Annotated in this window: 14 protein-coding genes; 4 read left to right on the plus strand and 10 right to left on the minus strand. The window is 42.2% G+C overall.

Annotated elements, in window-relative coordinates:
- Positions 1-74: 74 nt before the first annotated feature.
- From ACW689_RS10655 to ACW689_RS10670, 4 genes are all read right to left on the minus strand, one after another.
- Positions 75-1,883, minus strand: a complete 1,809-nt coding sequence (locus tag ACW689_RS10655) for an isocyanide synthase family protein (RefSeq protein ID WP_476291120.1) — start codon at positions 1,881-1,883, stop codon at positions 75-77.
- Positions 1,870-2,538 (minus strand): HAD family hydrolase, encoded by a 669-nt coding sequence (locus ACW689_RS10660; protein WP_476291122.1) that lies wholly within the window; start codon positions 2,536-2,538, stop codon positions 1,870-1,872. Before ACW689_RS10660 ends, ACW689_RS10655 begins: the two co-directional genes overlap by 14 nt.
- Positions 2,531-3,511, minus strand: coding sequence for an L-tyrosine/L-tryptophan isonitrile synthase family protein (locus ACW689_RS10665; protein WP_476291124.1), 981 nt, complete (start codon positions 3,509-3,511; stop codon positions 2,531-2,533). Before ACW689_RS10665 ends, ACW689_RS10660 begins: the two co-directional genes overlap by 8 nt.
- Positions 3,512-3,909: 398 nt before the next feature.
- Positions 3,910-4,257, minus strand: a complete 348-nt coding sequence (locus ACW689_RS10670; RefSeq protein ID WP_476291126.1) for a hypothetical protein — start codon at positions 4,255-4,257, stop codon at positions 3,910-3,912.
- Between the two features lie 254 nt (positions 4,258-4,511).
- Between ACW689_RS10670 and ACW689_RS10675 the strand changes: the two genes are divergently transcribed.
- Together ACW689_RS10675 and ACW689_RS10680 are read left to right on the plus strand one after the other, a co-directional pair.
- On the plus strand, positions 4,512-4,655 hold the full coding sequence (locus ACW689_RS10675) for a hypothetical protein (protein ID WP_476291128.1): 144 nt from the start codon (positions 4,512-4,514) through the stop codon (positions 4,653-4,655).
- Between the two features lie 335 nt (positions 4,656-4,990).
- Positions 4,991-6,262 (plus strand): RCC1 domain-containing protein, encoded by a 1,272-nt coding sequence (locus ACW689_RS10680; protein ID WP_476291130.1) that lies wholly within the window; start codon positions 4,991-4,993, stop codon positions 6,260-6,262.
- 344 nt (positions 6,263-6,606) lie between these two features.
- On the opposite strand, the gene ACW689_RS10685 is transcribed toward ACW689_RS10680, so the two are convergent.
- Both ACW689_RS10685 and ACW689_RS10690 read right to left on the minus strand, forming a co-directional pair.
- Entirely contained in the window at positions 6,607-9,399 is a 2,793-nt protein-coding gene (locus tag ACW689_RS10685) for a G8 domain-containing protein (protein WP_476291132.1), read from the minus strand.
- Between the two features lie 292 nt (positions 9,400-9,691).
- Positions 9,692-12,220, minus strand: coding sequence for a TonB-dependent receptor plug domain-containing protein (locus ACW689_RS10690; protein WP_476291134.1), 2,529 nt, complete (start codon positions 12,218-12,220; stop codon positions 9,692-9,694).
- 198 nt (positions 12,221-12,418) lie between these two features.
- Between ACW689_RS10690 and ACW689_RS10695 the strand changes: the two genes are divergently transcribed.
- Together ACW689_RS10695 and ACW689_RS10700 are read left to right on the plus strand one after the other, a co-directional pair.
- Complete coding sequence (locus ACW689_RS10695) at positions 12,419-15,499, plus strand: error-prone DNA polymerase (RefSeq protein ID WP_476291330.1); 3,081 nt, start codon at positions 12,419-12,421, stop codon at positions 15,497-15,499.
- A gap of 366 nt (positions 15,500-15,865) precedes the next feature.
- Positions 15,866-18,532 (plus strand): TonB-dependent receptor plug domain-containing protein, encoded by a 2,667-nt coding sequence (locus ACW689_RS10700; RefSeq protein WP_476291136.1) that lies wholly within the window; start codon positions 15,866-15,868, stop codon positions 18,530-18,532.
- Between the two features lie 56 nt (positions 18,533-18,588).
- Here the strand turns inward: ACW689_RS10700 and ACW689_RS10705 are convergent, their stop codons facing one another.
- The 4 genes from ACW689_RS10705 to ACW689_RS10720 form a co-directional block, all read right to left on the minus strand.
- Positions 18,589-19,008: a hypothetical protein gene (locus tag ACW689_RS10705; protein WP_476291138.1), complete on the minus strand. Its 420-nt coding sequence runs from the start codon at positions 19,006-19,008 to the stop codon at positions 18,589-18,591.
- A 65-nt stretch (positions 19,009-19,073) separates the two neighbouring features.
- Positions 19,074-19,859 (minus strand): type I methionyl aminopeptidase, encoded by a 786-nt coding sequence (gene map / locus ACW689_RS10710; RefSeq protein WP_476291140.1) that lies wholly within the window; start codon positions 19,857-19,859, stop codon positions 19,074-19,076.
- Positions 19,852-20,052, minus strand: a complete 201-nt coding sequence (locus ACW689_RS10715; RefSeq protein WP_476291142.1) for a ParD-like family protein — start codon at positions 20,050-20,052, stop codon at positions 19,852-19,854. The genes map and ACW689_RS10715 overlap by 8 nt, the downstream gene beginning before the upstream one ends.
- A 64-nt stretch (positions 20,053-20,116) precedes the next feature.
- Complete coding sequence (locus ACW689_RS10720) at positions 20,117-21,337, minus strand: M24 family metallopeptidase (protein ID WP_476291144.1); 1,221 nt, start codon at positions 21,335-21,337, stop codon at positions 20,117-20,119.
- Positions 21,338-21,341: the final 4 nt, after the last annotated feature.

Below are 21,341 nucleotides of genomic sequence, written 5' to 3' on the forward strand. Positions count from 1 at the left end.
GTGAGTGATAAAGTCTGAACTAAAGAACAACCTAAAGCGCTTAGCATGTTAGCTCTAAGCGCTGGATTATAAATCTAGTAAACTTGTACTCGCCACAGTTCACGTTGCATGGACGCGTTACTCATGGCTGCACGGCCATGCAGTGTATAGTAGTTATCAATGATCACTAAATCTCCCGCTTGCCATTCGTGTTTTACTAAACAACGAGGGTCATATGCGATTTCATGGGCTTCTTGGATAGCTTTTTCAAAGGTGGCTTTTGGCATATTTGGATTGCTGAGCGTAAACGTTTGCATTGCTAAGTCAGAGCCTTCCTGATAGCGGAATATATCTTCGCCTGTGACTGGATGAGTATAAACTAACGGATAGGTATGAGGTGAGCCCCCGTAGTAGGTCATTTTTGTGTTGTAAGTGACATCCAGCTCTCGCCATTGCGCAACTTTATCTTGGCCAGCTATTTTTAACGCGCAGCGACTGTCAACAAGCAAGGTTTGTCCTTCCTCTTTCGCTGGTGGCGCTTTGCAATATAGCATAAAGGTATGAGCAGTAAATCTTGGATTGGCGACCACTTCAGGGGTATTGGCTGGCAGCATACTTAAATCCCAATGAAGCGGTGTTTTTTCGGTAGACATGACATAGCCGGTAGGGTTTTCTTCCGGTTTTACCACTTTTACAGGCCCAAAGCTCCAATGGTATAACTGCCCATATGGCTTGCAGAATTTCACGAGGTCTTGTGGTTCATGCAAGTTTGCATGTTTCAAAACAACAAAACCAAATTCTTGAGATAGGCTTTGTAAAAACTTGGCTGATAATTGTTTATAGCAAGCATCTGCGTTTTTTGTGATCTGTAAACCAATTCTCGGTGCTTTTATAAGTTCAAAATCAAATTGCTGTATATGTTTGTCATTTACTTCTAAATACAGCCATCGATGACCTTGATAGTACACTGGAACAACATGAGACTCTCGCGCTATGGCGTGAGGTAACTGAACATACTCACCAGATAAACGGCGAAGGGGAACAGTGTGCCAAGGAGAAAGGCTTTGTTGCTGATGTTGCGCTAGAGAAAAAGTAAATTTTGGCCCAGCATTGTCATACTGATGAACAGACAAACGGATATGCTTTGGAAACGCTTTTTCTATACCAAATGAAAGTGCTTTACCTCTAAACATCATGGTATAAGCTTTATCGCAAATAGACTGTAAGTACTGATCTCTATCTGCCTCGCCCATAGGTTCAAGATTAATGTCATGGTACAAGTAACTACACAATTTATCGTGGGTACTTGAAAGCGACTGATTGTTTTGTACTTCTTTTACAAACTTATCAAATGCGTTATGACCTAACCCCAATTGAGATACCAATTGCTTACGTAATTTTTCTGGGTAAAGTGAGTCGCTTTGCTTGTCTATAAGCGAGTGCAAATCTGCCCATAGAATATGCTCAGTCACTGTGAGCTGACGCAAAGCATGTTTGTAAGCGTCTTTTTGCTCATCACTGACCTGCACAATATCGTTAAAGGTGGTGCCGTCACTCAAAATAGTGAGTTTACAACCCGGTTGGTAAACTTGCTTAATTTGCACACAAAGTCTGTCTAAGCGTTCTATTGCGATAACCTCGCCATAATCGGGCATTACAGAAAATGACTTATCTTTTTGATTTGGAGACTTACATGGAAAGCCCGGTAAAATCATTTCTATAGGCAACGACTTTTCTATAAAATATGCAAGCTGAGTAGCCAATAAAGTTCGTCCTTCAGAGACAAATTTATCGTTTTCAGTGCGAACTAAGTAGTGCTCAATCAAATTGAGTAATGTTTCGTATAACTTGGTTTTTTCTTGCATTATTGGTTGTTTATTATTAGCGATGTCAAACTCCGACATGGTCATTCCTTTTTAATTTTTTATTCACTAGATTGATAAGTTGTTTTACTTCAGAGATCTCAATAACGGGTAGGTGGACTACGTCATGTGTACTTCCATAACCCCAATTTACCCATACTGGAGTAACTCCTGCGGCAGTAGCGGTATCCATGTCGATAGCTGTATCGCCAATAAATAGCGCTTGTGATGGGGACAGGTTCAATTTATCCAAAATGTTTAGGGTAGAAGTTGGATCGGGCTTTTTGGGAAAACGACCGCTTGCCCCGATGATGGCATCAAATTCAATATCGCTAAACAAGGTTTTTAATACGGCATTGGCATGCGCCTGATGCTTGTTGGTGACGACCAAAATTTTAAGCCCGAGCGTTTTGAAATAATGTAATGCCTGATGCACACCTAGGTACTGCTTGGTACTTTGCACTAGGTGCCGTTGATATTCTTGCAAATAATGTTCATAGACTATGTCTAGCGGTAAGTGTTTAGGGCACAAGTGCTTGACCATATTGTGAGATCCGCCACCAATATACTGACGATACAAAGGTTCATTGAGCGGCTCTAAATCAAAATAGGCAAGTGTGCGGTCCATGGCATGGGCAATATCGCTGAGGGTATCAACTAAGGTGCCATCTAAGTCAAAAATCAGCGCTTTAAGCATGTACTTCCCCTGACTCTTGTAAAAGCTGAGGCAGATAATGGCATGGCTTGCCTTGGTTAAATATTAATCTGTAGCGGTTTTCATCGACTAAACTTCTGCGTTTTAATTGCACTTCGCCATCTACTTTGACAGCGACGGAGTGCCAAGGTGTGCGCCAACAGTCTTCTGCGCGACCTAATTGAATGCCTATCTTTTTGGAGATTCTAAATTGAGGGTGAATAGATAAACGTAAGGTATTTGGGAACTTGTCTTCAAGCAATGCGCTCCACGCATTACTGCGTAGGATCACGCGTAACGATGTTTGTTTGGCTATTTTCTGAATTTGTGTTTTGCTTGAGTGTGCGAACTCAATGAGTCCACAATAATCTTCAAATAGAAAACGAGTTATCCCAGTGTACATTGACCTTGTCGCTGGATCAGTTTTGGCATTATCAGTTAACGTGATCAACGATTCACCATACATAATCATTAGTTCTTCGCGCATAGACGATAAGCACTTTAATTGTGTAAATGCGTCTTTGATATCGAAAAAGTCAAAATTTTGAGGGTAATGCTCTGAATAATAAGCAATGATTTCGTCTGTATACGCTCTAACATTCTCATCTGGAATGCGCACTAAATCGGAGAACACATAGCCATCGGAACATATAATGATCTTGGCACCAAAAGAATAAATGGCTGATATTTCCTCGCACAGTTCATTGAGCAAGTCAATTGAATGCATCTCTGCTAAGTCAGGCAAATAGCTGAGTGTTTTATCACGGTTTGGTGATTTACCCGGGTAGGCCGGAAGAATCATAGTGATAGGTTTCTGCTGTTTAATTAAGTTTGTCACAATAGCGACATGATGTATTGTTTCTTGTTCACAGATGTTGTCGAACTCATTTGATAAATCCGTTTTGTTGGCGACTAACTTACGTCTTGCAAAAATGATAGAAACAATCTTATTAGCAAGTTCAGTGATCTGGTTCATAGCTCCTCCTAGAAATAACCTCTCAATGCACTTGTTTCATTTTATTATTCAGTATGAATACAAGGTGTGCTGGGTTCACATTAAATTTCGCTATGAAACAATGGAAAACCACCTGCAAAAGTGCACTGAGCACTTGGACCGATAATAACATTAAAGTCCTATTTTTATACTTTTTAAAATAAATTATTATCATATTATTTGTCTTTTTAACTGTAAATTAACCTTTGGGGTTAAGTGCATTGAATAAGGTAGACTGGGGCGAAAGGAACTGTGGTGGTTGTAATCTTAATTAGGTTGTTGGTTTTGTACTTATGGGTAGGTAGGGAGCTTGATAGGCATTTCGTAACTAAAAAAGCACCCAAACGACTATTTATGGGCGCTTTCTAAATTAAGCTAGATTAAGCTGGGTGTACTGAACCAATATAATCAGCGACACCATCAGTGCAGTTTCTGCCGTCATCACCGTCAAATTCTTCAAGAATATATACTCTGACTCTTTCTCTAGAATTTAAGGCTTCAGCCAGTTTTTCTAAAATGCTACCTAAGTTACGATCCTGATAAGACAGCTCCATAGGATCGTAGATTGCGCCTGAATATGGGCTGTGTGCTTTAACGACAACACCAGAAGGTGTATTTGTTATGCTGTCAATTCGAGAAACACAATATCTACCAGCCTGAGCATCAAATGATAGTAAAGAGGTTGCGCAAAGCGCGGCTAGGGCTATTACATTAGTAAAAAGTTTCATGATATTCCTTTAATTAAATTTTATTTTCAGATTCTTATATTGAACGCAGTTGCATTCCACGGAGAACTTACAGTAATTAAGTTTAAAATATGTTACGCAAAGTTAATTAAGTTGGTTTTTTGTTTTCTTATGAGCTCCCATATTTTAATTTTCAGCCTTTTACTTGAGTCTTCTGTGTAATTCAAAAAGGTTGTTTACATTATAATTATGGTTTGGTATAGGTATAAATAATTACTAACAAAAGGAAATGTAATATGAAAGCACTAAAATTAAACAAAAAGAACTTGAAATCACTAAATGATAAATTCTTAGCAGATGATCTTGCTAAAAAAGTAGCTGGTGGTACTTGCTTAGAGCCAACTAAGCGTTGCGACTCAAATGTGGTCGCTTGCGGCTAGTTCGTACTTTTTGTAGGGAAGCCCCAAGCTTCTCTACATCAGTAAAGGTAGTCTCCTCAATTCTTTACCTTTAGAGCTACATTCCTCATGCTCATCAAAACAACAGATAGTCAGTTGTATAAAACCGATGAGCATAATCCTTTATCATTAACTTATTTTATTTTCATAGTTGTACTTATCTATCTGCATAAGTGATCTGATAAATAGCAAATAAAATATTATTTAACTAATTGATTATTTTGTATAAATAAGCATGTATCATTGCATTGTACCCAATAAGTGTATTTTGGGTTGGTGGAATTACAGTATTTATCTCAACAAAAAGGAATCACGCAATGAAATTCCCACTTTCTGCATTAAGTATGCTCATACTAGGGCTGTCACACTCATCGATGGCAAACCTTGCAATAGATATTAACGCGCAATCACAAACACCATCCATAAAAAAAGAAGGCGGTGTATTAGAGGTAACTAAAACTTTATCGAATACATCGAATGAGCCAAAGTTGGTCACGGTCTATAGCCATGTTGTTTATCCGGACGGTCAAGTTTTTGTGGATGGTTTTCCGACTGAGTTAACTTTAAACTCAGGTGAAAGTTTTGAGGACGGTAATACTTTGCTTAATGTGCCAGCGACTTTTCCACGAGGTGATTATCGATACTATTACAATGTATATAATCAGCAGACAAGCGAGATCTTTAGCGATTATGTGAGCTTTGAAAAAAAAAGCGAAGTGATAGATGTCTCGGTGAGTATGAGCATAGCGTGCGGTACAGATAAAACTGGTAGCTTATGCTGGGATATGAAAACCGGTGAAACCCTGCAGCCAACTCCAGAGCCTATTTTTGATATTGACTATGTGGCAATCAATCATGAAGGAGGGTGTGCTATCGTCGATAAGCAAGTACGCTGCTGGCAAACTAAAATCTCACGCACAGGCACAACATCGCATTGGACAGATCCAACGGGGGTTACTTTCACCGATCCTAAAAAGATATTTATTAATTTATCAGCAGACTATGCATGTACAATAGACAGCGGTGACATTGTGTGTTGGTCTCGCAGTACAAGGAGAGCATGGCCCACAACGAATACGTTTGTTGCACCACCCAATTATAAAGATTTACGCAACCCCAGTGATATCCAAGTTGGCAAAGCTGTGGCTTGTATTCGACATGATGATGGTGTGGATTGCTGGGGTGCCAAGCGTTACCTAAATAAACCGACAATAGTTGAGCAAACACCTAAGTTCACTAATCCAACTCACTTGGTTGTTTCGCATAGCTATGCATGTGCATCAGGGGATGAAGGGGCTCAGTGCTGGGGTAGAGTGCATGCTCACATGTCGATGCCTGAGCTGCAGCCGCACACTTGGTTAAAAGCATATAGAACATCAACGGTTGTATCTATTGATGAACGCGGTGCTTTCTTATGGAATACACCTTATCCTCGTTATAACGCATTTGAGATACCTGAATTACAGAACCCGGTTAAAGTTGACTACGATCAGGGTGGCTTTTGTGCACTTGAAGATAGAGGAATAGTTTGCTCTGGTGGTTACCAGAACTCCGCTAAAGAAACTGTACCAAGCAGGTTTAAGTACTAACTTGTTAATTAGCAAGTAGGTGCATTTTGGCCTACGAGTACACAACGCAGCAGCGAAGCACATACTTCACTGCTGCACATAATATCAATCCGCAATAATACATAATCCTTTTTAAGGGCAAAACCTAACGTTTGCTTTGTTAGGTTTTCTTGCCGAAAAAACATCACTTAAATTAAGCAGATCAGTTTTAGGTTAAAAACTAAATGTGACCTTTGCGTAGTAGGTCATACCGTCAAAACCGTATGCTAAGGCGCGAAGTGGGTAGCGCATTGCACCGTTGGTGATATGTAGAACCCGCCACGAACTTTTTTAAAAGGGCGGGTTTTGGTGAATAATAAATTTAGCTAGCGACTCATAAATAAATGCCTATATTTATATGTGGAATAAAGCAACATTAAAGACAAAAACCAGTAGTTAAAGCTACCACCGTTACTTGGGTTATCAGTGTCGTTAGCTGGGTTTGAAGACGCCGAGTCATTCGAATTACTATTTAAAGCGTTGGCACTATTGCTCGAATTAGAGTTGCTTTCTGTTTCAGCGGTTATGACGATTTTACCACCAGAAATTATGGGGTGAGTCATGGCATCGTCGGGTGTAATACTACCTAGAAAAGAACGGGAAAATTCTTGTTTAAGTTGTAGATTGGTTTTATCCGCATACTCACTGCCAACACACTCTTCCATTTCACTAATCGCACACATATTGCCGGTACGCCCTGATGTTATAGGGGTATAGCTGCTATCTTGCTCATTAAAGTAAACACTGCTCTGCTGAAATGGGCCGAAATCAAAGGTCACTGATTGAGGAGCAAAAAAATAGAGTGGGTCCATCTTGGCACCAGCAATCATCGGAAAGGCTTTTTGCGGTATTTCATCGTAGATAATTTCAGCATTCATTACAACATTGTTGGCTGGGTTATTGAAAGTAAAATTACCTTTAAGCATGACTTCTGATTTGGTGGGCGCGGTTGATAACATACCGACTCCAAAGCCTTGTCCCTCTTCATTGACCAGATGTTCACTTGCAGCATTGATTAAAATATCTGTTCCTGCGTTGTTAAATGTGCCACCATCAACGGTTACTTGCGCATTTTTAGGCAGAGACATGCCTACCGCTTTACCCGAAAAACCTTCGATGATGTTGTCTTTAAGTAACCAGCGGTGAGTATTATAGTAATAATCCATGTCGATTCCGACCACTTCAGGCTCGTCGTTGACATGTTGGGGTGAGGGATTAGTTCCGTAATTCTCGTATCCTGTTCTCGCACCATAGCCAACAATACGTGAGTTTTGTATCGTGATATTGGTACTGTGGTTGTGCTCAAATCCAACGCGACCAATATTCCACAAGGTGGTGCCATCAAAAACCATATTTAACTGATCTTTGTAGCTGGCTGGTAAATCATTCATCCACATGTTTGGGTCTGTTTCTAACGGGTCGGTCTTACGGTGAAACTCGGTATGGGTGTAGTATGTTTGCACGCCTCTGGCAAAATTATAGGCCGTATTATTTTTAAAAGGACGGGGCTGCAAGTACCAAATGTCTAACACAAAATTAGGGTGTGTTTGTTTCCACTCTTTCAGCACTTTGTTTTGTGCTGGAAAATCGCTGGCGGGAACATGCGCATCAATATCTCCACGGGCCATGCCAAGACCCTTTTCCACGAGTCCCTCTGTCCAGTACACATAGGCATGCCCAGTACTGCCTGATACGACATTGCCTTCAACGGTCACTCCGGTGCTATGAAACCAAAATCCATCTCCTTGCCATGCGAAATCTTGGCGATTTTCACGTAAATCAACGAGTGACTGAGTTGGGCCGCCATCTATGTAAGACTCTCGGGGCCGAGGTGCTTTCATAATCGGGTTACTTGGATTAATGGTTCTAATGGCAATATTTTCGATGAATGAGCCTGTCTCATTACCTGACTCAGTGCTAAATGCACTACCTACAACGTCATAGCTGACGTTTTTGACAAAGTTGACTCTGGCAGAGTGGTTAACATAAGCCCAACCGGGGTCATTATTAACTACAGCTCCTTCAACATGTGCAGCTGTTGGCAGCGGGGTAATAGGTCTAGCAGGGAATACTGAGGTATCTAAACCACCTCTATGAAAGTGAATTGAATAGCGACCTCTTGGGTTGCGTAATCCATTTGCAACAGGTTGGCCTGTATTTTGTTTTGCATCTAGGTCTGAGAAATCCCAGTCATCTAAGATAATACTTTTATCAGTGCGGCCTAGGTTGTTTGCTTCAATGTAGCGTAAGTCCACATCCAATGTGTGCATAAACATCATGTGTCCACGTGGCTTTCTAAACTCTCCACTAATTGATTCAACGCTGGTATTTTCAGATGAGACAATGATATTTCGGGTCAAGTTAGCGACGTGTACGTCAAGATCCGGTGCTTCTATTGGCGCTTTGTGATCTCTGACAAGTGCAGGAGTGAAGTGAATAGTATCACCGTTTACTTGTGTGATCTCAACAACTTCATCTTTCTCAAATTGAGATGTATTACTGATATCCGTGATTGGGTCAGTGCCAGCGATGACAATTTTGTCGCCCACTCGCCAACCTACTGGCACAGCTTTGAGCGTGAGCGCCATGTCGCCCGTGCGAGGATGTACAGCAAGTGCATGCCAACTTGATTTGTCAGCACCATGCATGGTTGTTTTACCCATCAGTACAGCGCCTGGCGCGAAACGATGTGGATCTTGTTCACTGGTTGTGCCGCCACGTTCTGCAAACACGAGGCTGGCTGTGACCGCTTCACTCACTTTATTGAGAGCTGTGCCAATTTCTAAAATGCCGTGCTTGGCGCTAAATAGATACTCAGTTCTGAGCTCAGTGTCTGTATTGGTAGCAAAGGAAATTTTTCCACCATTATCGATTTTGATCGATTTAAACTCTTGATTTATTTTGCCATCGACGATCACGGTAACGCCGTCTGGAATAAGTACTCTGGCATCGTCGGTTGGTAGTTTTCCACCCCAGATGGAAGGGTCACTCCAATTTCCGTTTGACTGTGCAGCTATCGTCGCTTCTCCAGCAACTTGCAATGGCGTTTTAGCGAGTGAAGAACATGTAAATAAGCTCAGTGAACTGAGCAATATTGCTTTTTTAGTTATACTTTTCATTTTAATGACTTGGCTTATTGGTTCGAAACAATAAGCTTTTTGCTCCTGTTGTCGATGGTCAAGTTAACAGACAAGAGTATAGGTGACACATAGCTTGTCTCATAATTACAAATTTGTAATGTTGTTGGCGGCGCAATACTGATATGCGTGTTGCAAAGAAGTATGAAAATTTGATTTGTTGAAGAAGCGCGGATAGAAGCGAGTATCAATCATTTTTCAATCAGAAGCTTACAGGCTTTTGAATGGAAGAAAAAACGGTGAAACGTATGTTTCACCGTATAATGTTGTTTCGTTAAAAACTAAATGTGACCTTTGCGTAGTAGGTCATACCATCAAAACCGTAGGGTAAGGCGCGAAGTGGGTAGCGCATTGCACCGTTGGTGATAAAGTTGAGCACTTCATCTGCACCTAGCTCATCAGGTGTTTCGTCAAATAAGTTATCGATGCCCATTGAAAGATTCACATTGTCACTGAGCTGATAACCTACATTAACATCCACCAATACAGCAGACTCAACCACACTGGTGTCACGCCAATCGTTGGTTGGAGATAGGAAGTCAGGTAATTCAATGTGCTTAGCAGCAAAATAGCTGACTTCGGTTTTGCCGAAATAATTAAATCTTAGTAGTGAACTCCAATCTCCACGTTGATAGTCGAAGGTCAATGTTGCACGTTCTTGAGGCTGACCGTGGGTTAGGAATGAACGGCGCTGCTCATCTAATACAATATTTTCAGGAATACCCGCAGGTGCATTGACTCTATCGATTTCAGTTTTATTCTTGTTTGCAGCAAAAGTGACATCAAGGTCTCCACCACTCAGCTCCAAGCTGTAAGATGCGATGAAATCAACGCCTTTAGTTGTTGAATCTAAAGAGTTAGAGAAAAAGTTACCTTGCACCGCACCCGTTGCATTAAGCGCGGTATTGGCAGCAGGGAAGTTTTCTAGCTCATCACTATTTAAACCGATAAAACTACCTAAGTTGATGCGATCGTAAATTTTGATTTGATAGAAGTCTAATGTCACCGATAGGTCATTGCTGACATCCCAAGCTAAGCCCAAGTTGTAGTTGTCTGACGACTCAAGTTTAAGTCCGTCTATTCCTAGGGCGGCCGGGAAAGGTGAACCAGCGGTCGCGGTGTAAGAGGTTGCTAACGAGCCATCGTCACCTAAAGTGGTTGTAAAAGCCGTATAACCTGATTGTTGTAATGAGGGCGCTCTAAAGCCAGTAGAAGCGGCAGCGCGTAGAGCTAAATCTTCAGTGACCTCATAGCGAGTTGCTAGCTTCCAGATAGTGTCATCGTTTGCATTAGACACGTCTTCATAACGAACGGCAGCGCTTACCAGCCAGTCTTCGTTAAGGAGTGTTTCTGCTTCAACATAAATAGCATGGCTTGAACGGTCTGCTTTGTTGGCCGCATCAGGTCTTAAACCTTGGTATGCTTGGAAGCCACAATCGGCAAATACTTCTGGGTTGATAACAGAAGGGAATGAACTGTTCGCATTGGCTGTACCACACGCATAAGAAGCAACTTCACCCGGTACAATTTCGTAGTTTTCTTTGCGATATTCAGCGCCAATCGATAGATAAACGGGTTCCGAACCTGCAACGTCAATGACTCCGTTAATATCTAAATTAGTCGTCCATTGGTCAAATCTAAAGCCACCTGAGTAACCGCCACGAGGACCTGCATTGTCGGCAATGTCTTGCGCAGTTGCATTTGGGTTCTCTGCGACATATTGTGCTGCATAAGAGGCGTTAATTGTGTTTGATGATGAATAGTCGTATTGGTTTTCACCATAAACGGTTGACAAATCAAAGCTCCAATCAGGGTTTAGTTCACCTTTGAAGCCCACAGCAAACGAAATATCCTCTGCCTCGTTATCGATACGTGGTAGAAAGCCATCTGCGTATACCTGAGGTACGTTTCGCTCTGCGCGATTAAAGTCACGATAAAAGCCGTTACCAAGCGCTGTGCGATTTGAAAAACCAGCAAATGAATATAGTTCTTTGTTACCTATAGGTAGTGCAGCATTATAAAAAACTGAGATAAATTCACTGTCTGAATTACCCTGACGCCAGCGCACTGTATCTGATAATTGACCGGGCTCGATGGTTGATGAACCGCCTGTATCGCGCTCGGCTCTATTAGTACCGTCTGCATCGCGGTATTCCATCGAGAAGTTAATGAAGCCACCTTCATTGCCAATATCAAAACCACGGTTTAGGCCAAATGAATAAGTATCGCCATCTCCTTCACCCGTTGAGCCTGCTTGGAAAAAGCCGGTTGTGACACCTGTGCTGTCATTTAAAGATAAGTTAATAACCCCGGCAATAGCATCTGAACCATAGCGCGCTGCAGCACCATCTCTCAAAATCTCAACGTTCTTCAATGCCATTAAAGGTATGGAGTTCATGTCTGTACCAGCAGCACCCGCACCAACGGTACCAGATAAGCCAAAAATGGCTTGTGTATGACGACGTTTACCATTGATCAACACCAGTGTTTGGTCCGGTTGCAAGCCCCTTAATGTTGCTGGGCGAAATAGATCTGAACCATCGGAAACCTGCGTGCGGCTAAAGTTAAAAGAAGGGGCAATAGATTGTAAGCTTTGACCAAGCTCGGTAAAGCCGCCTTTGTTTAGCTGTTCGGTATCCAAAATATCAATAGGAGAGGTCGACTCAGTCGCCGTTCGGTTAGATACCTTTGATCCGAGTACGGAGATGGTTTCTATCTTTTCTTCACCTGTTTGCTGTGCAATGGCTGAGGTACTTGCTAACAATGCAAGGGCAATAGGGGAGAGTTTTATTGTTCCTGTCATAATTTACTACTCTGTTGATTGTTACTTTCTTATTTGCTTGTGAGGCAACTTGGCATAAAAAACGATACAGTACAATTATTTTGTTAAAAATTAATGATTTGAGGTTAGGGCGTGAAAAGGCTTATTGAAAAGGCATGCATTGATCTTTGAAAACGAATGAGCAATACTGTTTTTATATACAGTATTTTGTTGTTTGTTATGCGTTACGCCGAATTATTTTGTCAAAGTAACTTTTCTTTTTTGCAAGGTGCTTCCCATCCAGAGGAATTGGTCAAACAAGCTGACTTTTTGGCTTACGATGCATTGGCGATTTGTGATGAGTGCTCTGTTGCTGGAGTTGTGAGAGCACATCGTGCGATTAAAGACCATAACCTGTCGTTAAAGTTAATTGTAGGAAGCGTGTTTCAGCACCAATCTTTGAAATTTGTATTGATTTGCCCTAATCGCTTAGCTTACGCGGAGCTTTGCCGAGTGATCAGCAATGCTAGAAAGCGCGCTGATAAAGGTAAATATGAGCTGGCTTTGTGGGATTTGATGTCAGTTAAACATTGTTATGTTATTTGGTTACCCGCATTTGATGAGCAAGATGCGCATTGGGCCTCTTGGCTAAATCAGCACCATGAAGGACGACTCTGGCTTGGCCTGCAGCGGCACTTATTACATGATGACAGAGAATACATATTGCACTGTAGTGCGCTAGCTCAGCTGCATGATATTGCCATTATGGCTTGCGGTGGCGTATTAATGCATGTAGCCAATAGGCAAAGGTTGCAACATGTGCTCAGCGCAATTCGTTTAAATTGCTCCATTTACGAAGCTGGTGAACATTTGTTACCTAATGCTGAACGCGCACTTCGTAGCAAAGAGAAGTTAAGTAAGCTGTATAAGCCACAATGGTTAAATACGGCCTGTGAAGTAGCGCAGCGTTGTACTTTTGATCTGGATAGTTTGCAATACGAATACCCCAGTGAGTTGGTGCCTAAAGGTCATTGTGCGATGAGTTACTTGCGCTTGTTGGTGGAGCAGGGTAAAAAATTGCGCTTCTCCAGTGGCGTACCGGATGATATTAATGCGCTCATCGAAAAGGAACTGTCGCTAATTGAATCGCTTAATTATCCTTACTTCTTTTTGACGATTCATGACGTGGTGATGTTTGCAAAGCGTCAGGGGATTTTGTATCAAGGCCGAGGATCAGCTGCAAACTCTGTGGTGTGTTATTGCTTAGAGATCACAGCAGTTGACCCTCGTCAGATCTCCGTACTTTTTGAGCGTTTTATAAGCCAAGAGCGCGCCGAACCTCCAGATATTGATGTTGACTTTGAGCATCACCGCCGTGAAGAAGTCATTCAATATATTTATCAAAAATATGGTCGAAAGAGAGCTGCTTTGGCTGCAACGGTGATCACATACCGCTTTAAAAGTGCAGTGCGAGATGTAGGTAAAGCGCTTGGCATGGACTCAAGCCAATTAGACTATTTTATCAAGCAGGTAAATCGCAGAGATAAAGTGCTGTCATGGCAATCACAGTTGATTGAGTTAGGGGTTGAGCCTAATTCATATCAGGGCCAGTTATTTATTGAGCTTGTGGAAGAAATTCTAGGTTTTCCTAGGCATTTATCCCAGCATGTTGGTGGTTTTGTTATTTCTGCTGGGCCCTTATACGAGTTGGTGCCTATGGAAAATGCGGCTATGGCTGAGCGTACTGTGATCCAGTGGGACAAAGATGATTTGGAGAGTTTGTCTTTATTAAAAGTGGATATTTTAGCTTTGGGTATGCTGAGCGCGATAAGAAAGTCGTTTGACTATATTGAAGCGCATTTTAACTATCGTTTTAGTATCGCTGAGATCACACGTTTAGGTGATGATCCACAGGTTTATGAAATGATCCAACAGGCCGATACGGTAGGGGTATTTCAGATTGAATCTCGCGCGCAAATGAGCATGTTACCTAGGTTAAAGCCTGCTTGTTATTATGACTTGGTGATCCAAATAGCTATCGTACGCCCAGGCCCAATTCAAGGTGGGATGGTGCATCCTTTCTTAAGGTGCCGTAGTGGCGAACAAATTATTAGTTACCCTTCAGAAGCAGTAAAAGCCGTACTTTCTCGTACGCTAGGTGTGCCAATTTTCCAAGAGCAGGTGATTAAGCTTGCCATGGTAGCAGCAGGGTTTAGTGGTGGTGAGGCGGATAAGCTTCGTCGCGCTATGGCCTCCTGGAAGAAAACAGGGGAGCTTTTGCAATTTAAAGATAAACTGCTTAAAGGCATGCTACATAGGGGTTATTCGCAAGACTACGCAGAGCAAATATTTGCACAGATCTGTGGGTTTGGGGAGTACGGATTTCCTGAAAGTCATTCTGCTTCCTTTGCAGTATTGGCGTATAGCTCTGCTTGGCTTAAGCGGTACTTCCCTGCATTTTTTTATTCTGCTTTACTCAATAGCATGCCAATGGGCTTCTATAGTGCTTCACAACTTTGTCAAGACGCCCAACGTCATGGTGTGACAGTTTTACCAGTTTGCGTCAATCACTCTGAATATGAACATCAAGTAGTTACCTATCAGTCGTACTTTGCTATCCGCTTAGGGCTTAGCATTGTGAAAGGGCTGAGTCGTCCAGCATCTAATATGTTGTTAAAACATCGACCAGAACTAGGCTATAACAGTTGTGAAGAGTTAAAAGCCGTGGGTTTAAGCGCGTCATGTATTGAGCGCTTAGCCTCTGCGAATGCACTCGCTTGCTTCTCTCAAGGAAGGTATGGCGCTCGTTGGCAATTAATGGACAAAGAAAGCGAGTTACCACTTTTCCAAGGCCTGCAAGTGCTGCCAAGTGATGATTTGACTGCGCCTATTGGCGAGGGCAACGAATTAGATAATGTATTAGAAGACTACGCAGCAACAGGGCTTACGCTAAATAAACACCCTATTACATTGCTTGATGAGGCAGGTCGGCTTGGCCGTTTTACTCGTATGGCACAACTAGAGCAACTTAAAGATAAACAGTTAGTGACTGTCGTTGGCTTAGTCACAGGTAAGCAAGCGCCCAGTACTGCGGCTGGGGTGACATTTTTTACCTTAGAAGATGATACAGGGAACATCAATGTGATTGTTTGGGCAGGTACCGCACGAGCACAAAAACAGGCTTATCTGAGTGCCAAAATATTAGAGATTAAGGGCACAATAGAACGTGCTGAAAATGTTATTCACATTATCGCGGGCAGACTGTTAGATCGCACTGACTTGCTAGCGACTTTAAAACCTAATTCCAGAGAGTTTCATTAGCATTTATTGTTGTGAAAAAGTTAACCTTTTTTTCTCAACATGACCCCACGGCATAAATTTGTTCGTTAAACAGGCACTTAAAGTATCTTTCATTTCACGCTATTGAAACTAAATGTAACATTTTAGCCGTAACATTTTTGCGCACTTCCGTAATCAAGAATTGCATGTCGGGTGGTGATTTTTGCTAATTTAAAGTAAATAAGTTATTGATTTTAAATTTTAATTTGATTCTATTTTGCTGTGAAAACAGAAATTATTTAAGGATAAATGTTAAAATTTGTCTAATTGTCTGTTGAGAAAATATGTGATAGAAAAAGGGTGGTTAATTAAAACAATAACTTACATAAAAACAGGGGAAAGGAAACAATGAAGCCAATATTTACATTAAGTGCATTGTCTGCAGCAATGTTACTTGGTCAATCTCAGGTCGCCAATGCAGCGGATGAACGCAAAGTTGAGCGCATTGAAGTTACAGGTTCACACATTAAACGCACGGACATGGAAGGCCCATCTCCAATTCAATCAATTTCAGCAGGGGACTTAGCATCTACAGGTTCAACTGACTTAATCGGTGCGTTACAGAAGTTACCAGTGGCGGGTACGGGTACCTTTAGTACTCAAGGTAACTCAAGCGATGATACTGCAAATGGTGGTTCGAGCGTTGCATTAAGAGGTTTAGGCGCGTCTTCAACGTTAGTGCTGATCAATGGTCGTCGTGTTGCTGTTAGCCCATTTGCAAAAGACATTGAAACGTCATTCGTTGATTTAAACACTATCCCTGTTTCATCGGTGAAGCGCATTGATATCTTGAAAGATGGCGCATCAGCGACCTATGGCTCTGATGCTGTTGCAGGTGTAATCAATATTATTTTACGAAATGATATCGATGGTTTTGAAGTATCAGGCAAAGTGTCAGACACCGCAGATGGCGGCGGTGACGAGCAAAACTTCACGGTTCTTTGGGGTACTTCAACAGACAAAGGCCAGCATAACTTCGCATTGGATTACTTTAAGCGTGGCGATGTCTTTTATGGCGATCGAGATTACACAGCTACGGCCGATCAGCGTTTCAGAGGTGGTAATAACTCGTTAAGTTCTTCAGGCTTCCCTGGTAGCATTGAAGTGGTGCGTGGTATGTTGACAGACGAGCAGTGGAACAGATTGCCAGTAACTGGCACCGCTGATGATGGCACACCTATTCGTCAAACCATTTTTGCTGACGTATGGGGTAACGATACTTGCCCTGAAAATATGATTATTGGTGACATTTGTCGTTATGACTATGCGCCACATATGAGCCTTGTGCCTTCAACTGAGCGTGTTAGTTTTAATTACAACGGTGTTCAAGAAATTACTGATGGCGTTGAAGGTTTTGCTGAATTTTCAGCGCAACATGCTTCTACATTTATCCAAGGTGCGGCAAGCCCAAGTTTTACAGAATTAACCATGAGTGGTGATAACCCTAATCATCCGTTGGCAAACAATCCAGATCATTTCTTACACGGCGTTGATATTTCAATGCGCCGCCGTACAGTCGATATTGGTAACCGTAAAAAAGATGTTGATTCAGAGTACTATCGTGCAGTATTAGGTGCTCGCGGTAACTTTAATGATTGGGATTGGGAAGTGGCATATTCATCAATTCGTTCAAGTGCGGTTGAGAAAGGCTTTGATGGTTTCCCTAACAAGATCCGGGCCCAGCAAGCAATCGATATGGGTTTATGGAACCCGTTTGAGCCAAGCACAAATACCGCAGCAGGCCTCGCGTATTTTGAGACCACAACAACACGTTATGGTTCATCAACAATGCAATCTGTGGATGGTACTGTGTCTGGCGAACTATTCGAGCTAGGTTCAGGTTATGTATCAGCAGCATTTGGTTTTGAAACACGCCGTGAAAAAATTGAAGATAACCCAGATAGCCAATATATCCGAGGTGAAATCTTTGGTACAGAAGCAACGCAGGCCAATGGTGATCGAGACAATACGGCAGTATTCGCAGAATTCAGTGTGCCAGTGTTAGATACGTTAGAATTACAACTTGCTGTGCGTTATGAAGATTACAGTGATTTTGGTACAACCACCGATCCAAAAGTGGCATTCAGATGGGCACCCGTAGATTCACTTGTTGTACGTGGCTCATGGGGTACTGCATTTAGAGCACCTTCTCTCGTACAGCTTCACCTAGGTCGTACTGATGAATCTCCGTCTGTTATTGATAAAGAGCGCTGCCGTCAAACGGGTGCTGAGGTCGATTGTGAACCAACAGAATACACAGCGGTTGTTGCGGGTAACAAGAATCTACAACCTGAAGAATCAGAAAACTATAACTTAGGGGTTGTATGGCAAGCGACAGATGCGTTTAGCGTGGGTGTAGATTACTGGAACTATGATCAAAAAGATCTCATTAAAAAAATTGGTGCACAAAAGCTAGTTGATTGTTGTGGAACTGATCCAAACCTAGTTCTTCGTGCACCTAGCCAAGGTAGTACGCTGGGCCGCATCCTAAGAATCAATGATACTTTCGTGAACATCGGTGGTCGTGAAACAGATGGTTTTGACGTTAACTTAGCTTATGAGTTAGCAACACAAAGTATGGGTGAATTTAGGTTTAACTATAATCTAACCTATGCACTTAACTTTGATGAGCAATCATTTGAAAGTGATGATGCAGGCAATACTCGCAATGTTAATGAAGACTTAAACGGCGAATATCAACATCCACAATATCGCTGGACGGCTGGAGTTGATTGGGCAAAAGATGATTGGTTAGCAACACTAAACGTTAACTTTATTGACTCGTATAAAGATCTTGAAGACAGCGATGGCAATAAATATGAAATTGATTCGTGGACGACATATGACGTTACTGTCAGCTATATTGGCTTCAAAGATTTAACGCTGACGTTAGGTGCGGCAAACTTGTTTAATGAGGAAGCACCACTTGCGCCTTCAGAATCAATGGGTATTGATAACAAAACGCATGGCGCGTTAGGTCGTCAAGCTTATTTGAAGTTTGACTATAAGTTCTAATTTAATTGCAATGTATGTTCGAACAAAGCCCGGCTCATAAGCTGGGCTTTTTTATCTTATAAATTTTGCCACTGTTGCCTCAGGCCAATGGCATAACACATCCCAAGTGCCAAACAAATGAGTGAACTGACTAACCAAAACAGTTCACTACGACCTTGCGGGTTAAAGATAAACGCCAATCCAACAGTGCCTCGCAGCAGAAAAATACTGGTAACTGCAAGCAATAAATACCGAGTTATTGGTATAATTGACATCGCTTTAGCACCATAAAACGCCATCACTGCCCAACAGGATAAAACTGCCGTGATCGCCAATGTTATTAGGGTGGGGGTAGAACTTCCTCGTTCCGCAAGTTGTGCAAATTGCTCTCCTGCACCAAAAAAGCGATAACCGTCAGGTCCCCAATAAATACAATATAAGTGCATTATTGCCGCCATGCTTGTACCAATAGCGGCACATAGTAACCAAAGGTTCATGATATATCTCAATTAGTTAGTGGTTGACCTAGCTACATTAGCATGGCGTCCTGCCAAACAACGCATTAATTTGTAAGCAAATGTACTTCTTCTGGGCGCAGCGTGAGCACTTCAAATCCAGTTTGTGTGACTAAAATAGTATGCTCAGTTTGTGCCGAGAGCTTTTTGTCCTTAGTGATCACAGTCCAACCATCTTTTTTTGTTTTTATTTTGGCTGTGCCTTGGTTGATCATCGGCTCAATAGTAAAGGTCATGCCCGCTTGTAACTTTAGACCCGTGTTCGGTTTTCCGTAGTGAAGTACATTAGGCGCTTCGTGCATTTGCTCTCCAATGCCGTGACCACAGTATTCTCTTACCACGCTGTAGCCTTGTTGGTGTGCTAGTTTTGCGATGATATGGCCAATATCACCGAGTCGAGAGCCAGGTTTAACAAGTTTGATCGCTTGCCACATAGCATCTTGTGTCGTGTGCACTAACTTTTTAGCGTCTTCTGTGGCATTTGGCATTACATACATTTTACTTGAGTCGGTGATAAACCCGTTTTTTTCAAGCGTTATATCAAAGTTAACAATGTCTGTGTCACTTAATATGTGTTGCTCACTTGGCATGCCATGGCAAACAACCTCATTAATCGAGCTATTGAGTACATACTGATAACCATATTGCCCTTTAGAAGCGGGGCGGGCATTTAGCTCATGAGTAATGTAAGTTTCCACGGCGTCATTTACCGCCATGGTTGAAACACCTGGCTTTACAAGTTCATCAAGCATTACAAATACTTGTGCAAGCAAACGGCCAGACTCACGCATCAGCTCAATTTGTTCGGGCGTTTTGATAGTCACATCATTCATTGGGTTTGCTCTGTTGAATGTGTTGAGTTAACTCAGCTTGGATGAGTTGCGTAAAAGTTTTATCTGGATTTAACTCGGCCAAGCGACCCATTTTTATCCAAAATTCTGCCTGAGAATTAATAGAGCGAGACATGACTTGTGAAGTTGTGCGTAATTCTTCGTGCAAATCATCGGAGATTTTAACAATACCCAAAATATACATCCTATATATGAAATGTATATGCATTGTATATTTTGGGATTTGAAAAGCAATAGCCTTATTTAGCCAATCCAAAAGGGTCGTCAATGCTGTGACTGGGTTGTGTAAACCATTTTGGCCCGCTATCCGTCATGTAAAAATGATCTTCTAAGCGAATACCAAATTCATCAGGCACAACCAACATTGGCTCATTGCTAAAGCACATACCCGTCGCTAGAGGCTCTGGGTTGTCTTTAACCAAATAGGGCCATTCGTGAATATCTAAGCCGATGCCATGGCCCGTTCGGTGTGGACAACCTGGGAGATCATAATCAGGGCCAAGGCCAGCAGAGGCAAGATAACCACGAGCAGCAGCATCAACAGCCCCACATGGTTGGCCAATTTTTGCAGCCTCAAAAGCGGCGAGCTGCGCATTTTTCTCGTGTTGCCACATGGTACGTTGTCGTTCGTTTGCTTCACCGAATACATAAGTTCGGGTGATGTCAGATAAGTAACCTTCGAGCTTACAGCCTGTGTCTACCAATACCACATCGCTTTTTTTGAGTACCTGAGGCTCTTTCACACCATGAGGGAAAGAGCTGGCTTTACCAAATAGCACGATACAAAAGTAGTTACCCGGCGCTCCGACCTTTTTATGGGCCTGGTTAATGAAAGCTTCAACTTCTGTTGTTGTGATCCCTTCATACAAGATGCTTGCGGTGGCTTTGTGCACTTCCAGTGTCATGTCCATTGCACGCTGGATTAGCGCAAGCTCATTGCTTGATTTATGCATTCTACAGTGTGCGGTCACCTCTTTAGCATTAATGAGTTTTAAATTGGGCGCTGCTTTTGCAATACCATCGGCAACAAAAAAAGCGGTACTCTCATCAATACCAATGGTTGCTTGCTCTCCAATCCCCATTTTTCTCAATACCTTGGCGAATAGAGCGTATGGGCTTTGGTGCTCTTGCCAATCGTTAATTGGTCCCTCAATAACTTGATAATCGAGCAAAGATCCAATTTCAAAGGTTGGCGCGATAAATTCAAGTTGACCAGATGCCGGCAGGATTGCACCGACCATACGTTCGCTTGCGTACCATTGCATACCTGTAAAATACTTTAAGTTAGTGCCCGCGTTTAGGTAAATGGCATCAATGTTGTGCTGCCGCATATATGTTTGTGCTTTTTCAATGCGCTGCATGTATTCTGCAGGCTGGATGGCGGTGACCCCCTGTGTCATATCACTAAGTGCATCAAGGGCTTGTTGTTGTGATTGTGTACCAATGCCGAGTGTAGTCATAGTT

This window comes from Pseudoalteromonas sp. ABE4_541 (genome assembly GCF_056312285.1).

Bases quoted from the DNA above. Each gene is read 5' to 3' on its own strand.
- ACW689_RS10720 (WP_476291144.1), bottom strand. From the start codon at position 21,337: ATGACTACACTCGGCATTGGTACACAATCACAACAACAAGCCCTTGAT.
- ACW689_RS10700 (WP_476291136.1), top strand. From the start codon at position 15,866: ATGAAGCCAATATTTACATTAAGTGCATTGTCTGCAGCAATGTTACTT.
- map (WP_476291140.1), bottom strand. From the start codon at position 19,859: ATGAATGATGTGACTATCAAAACGCCCGAACAAATTGAGCTGATGCGT.
- ACW689_RS10660 (WP_476291122.1), bottom strand. From the start codon at position 2,538: ATGCTTAAAGCGCTGATTTTTGACTTAGATGGCACCTTAGTTGATACC.
- ACW689_RS10695 (WP_476291330.1), top strand. From the start codon at position 12,419: ATGCGTTACGCCGAATTATTTTGTCAAAGTAACTTTTCTTTTTTGCAA.
- ACW689_RS10665 (WP_476291124.1), bottom strand. From the start codon at position 3,511: ATGAACCAGATCACTGAACTTGCTAATAAGATTGTTTCTATCATTTTT.
- ACW689_RS10680 (WP_476291130.1), top strand. From the start codon at position 4,991: ATGAAATTCCCACTTTCTGCATTAAGTATGCTCATACTAGGGCTGTCA.
- ACW689_RS10690 (WP_476291134.1), bottom strand. From the start codon at position 12,220: ATGACAGGAACAATAAAACTCTCCCCTATTGCCCTTGCATTGTTAGCA.
- ACW689_RS10705 (WP_476291138.1), bottom strand. From the start codon at position 19,008: ATGAACCTTTGGTTACTATGTGCCGCTATTGGTACAAGCATGGCGGCA.
- ACW689_RS10685 (WP_476291132.1), bottom strand. From the start codon at position 9,399: ATGAAAAGTATAACTAAAAAAGCAATATTGCTCAGTTCACTGAGCTTA.
- ACW689_RS10670 (WP_476291126.1), bottom strand. From the start codon at position 4,257: ATGAAACTTTTTACTAATGTAATAGCCCTAGCCGCGCTTTGCGCAACC.
- ACW689_RS10675 (WP_476291128.1), top strand. From the start codon at position 4,512: ATGAAAGCACTAAAATTAAACAAAAAGAACTTGAAATCACTAAATGAT.
- ACW689_RS10655 (WP_476291120.1), bottom strand. From the start codon at position 1,883: ATGTCGGAGTTTGACATCGCTAATAATAAACAACCAATAATGCAAGAA.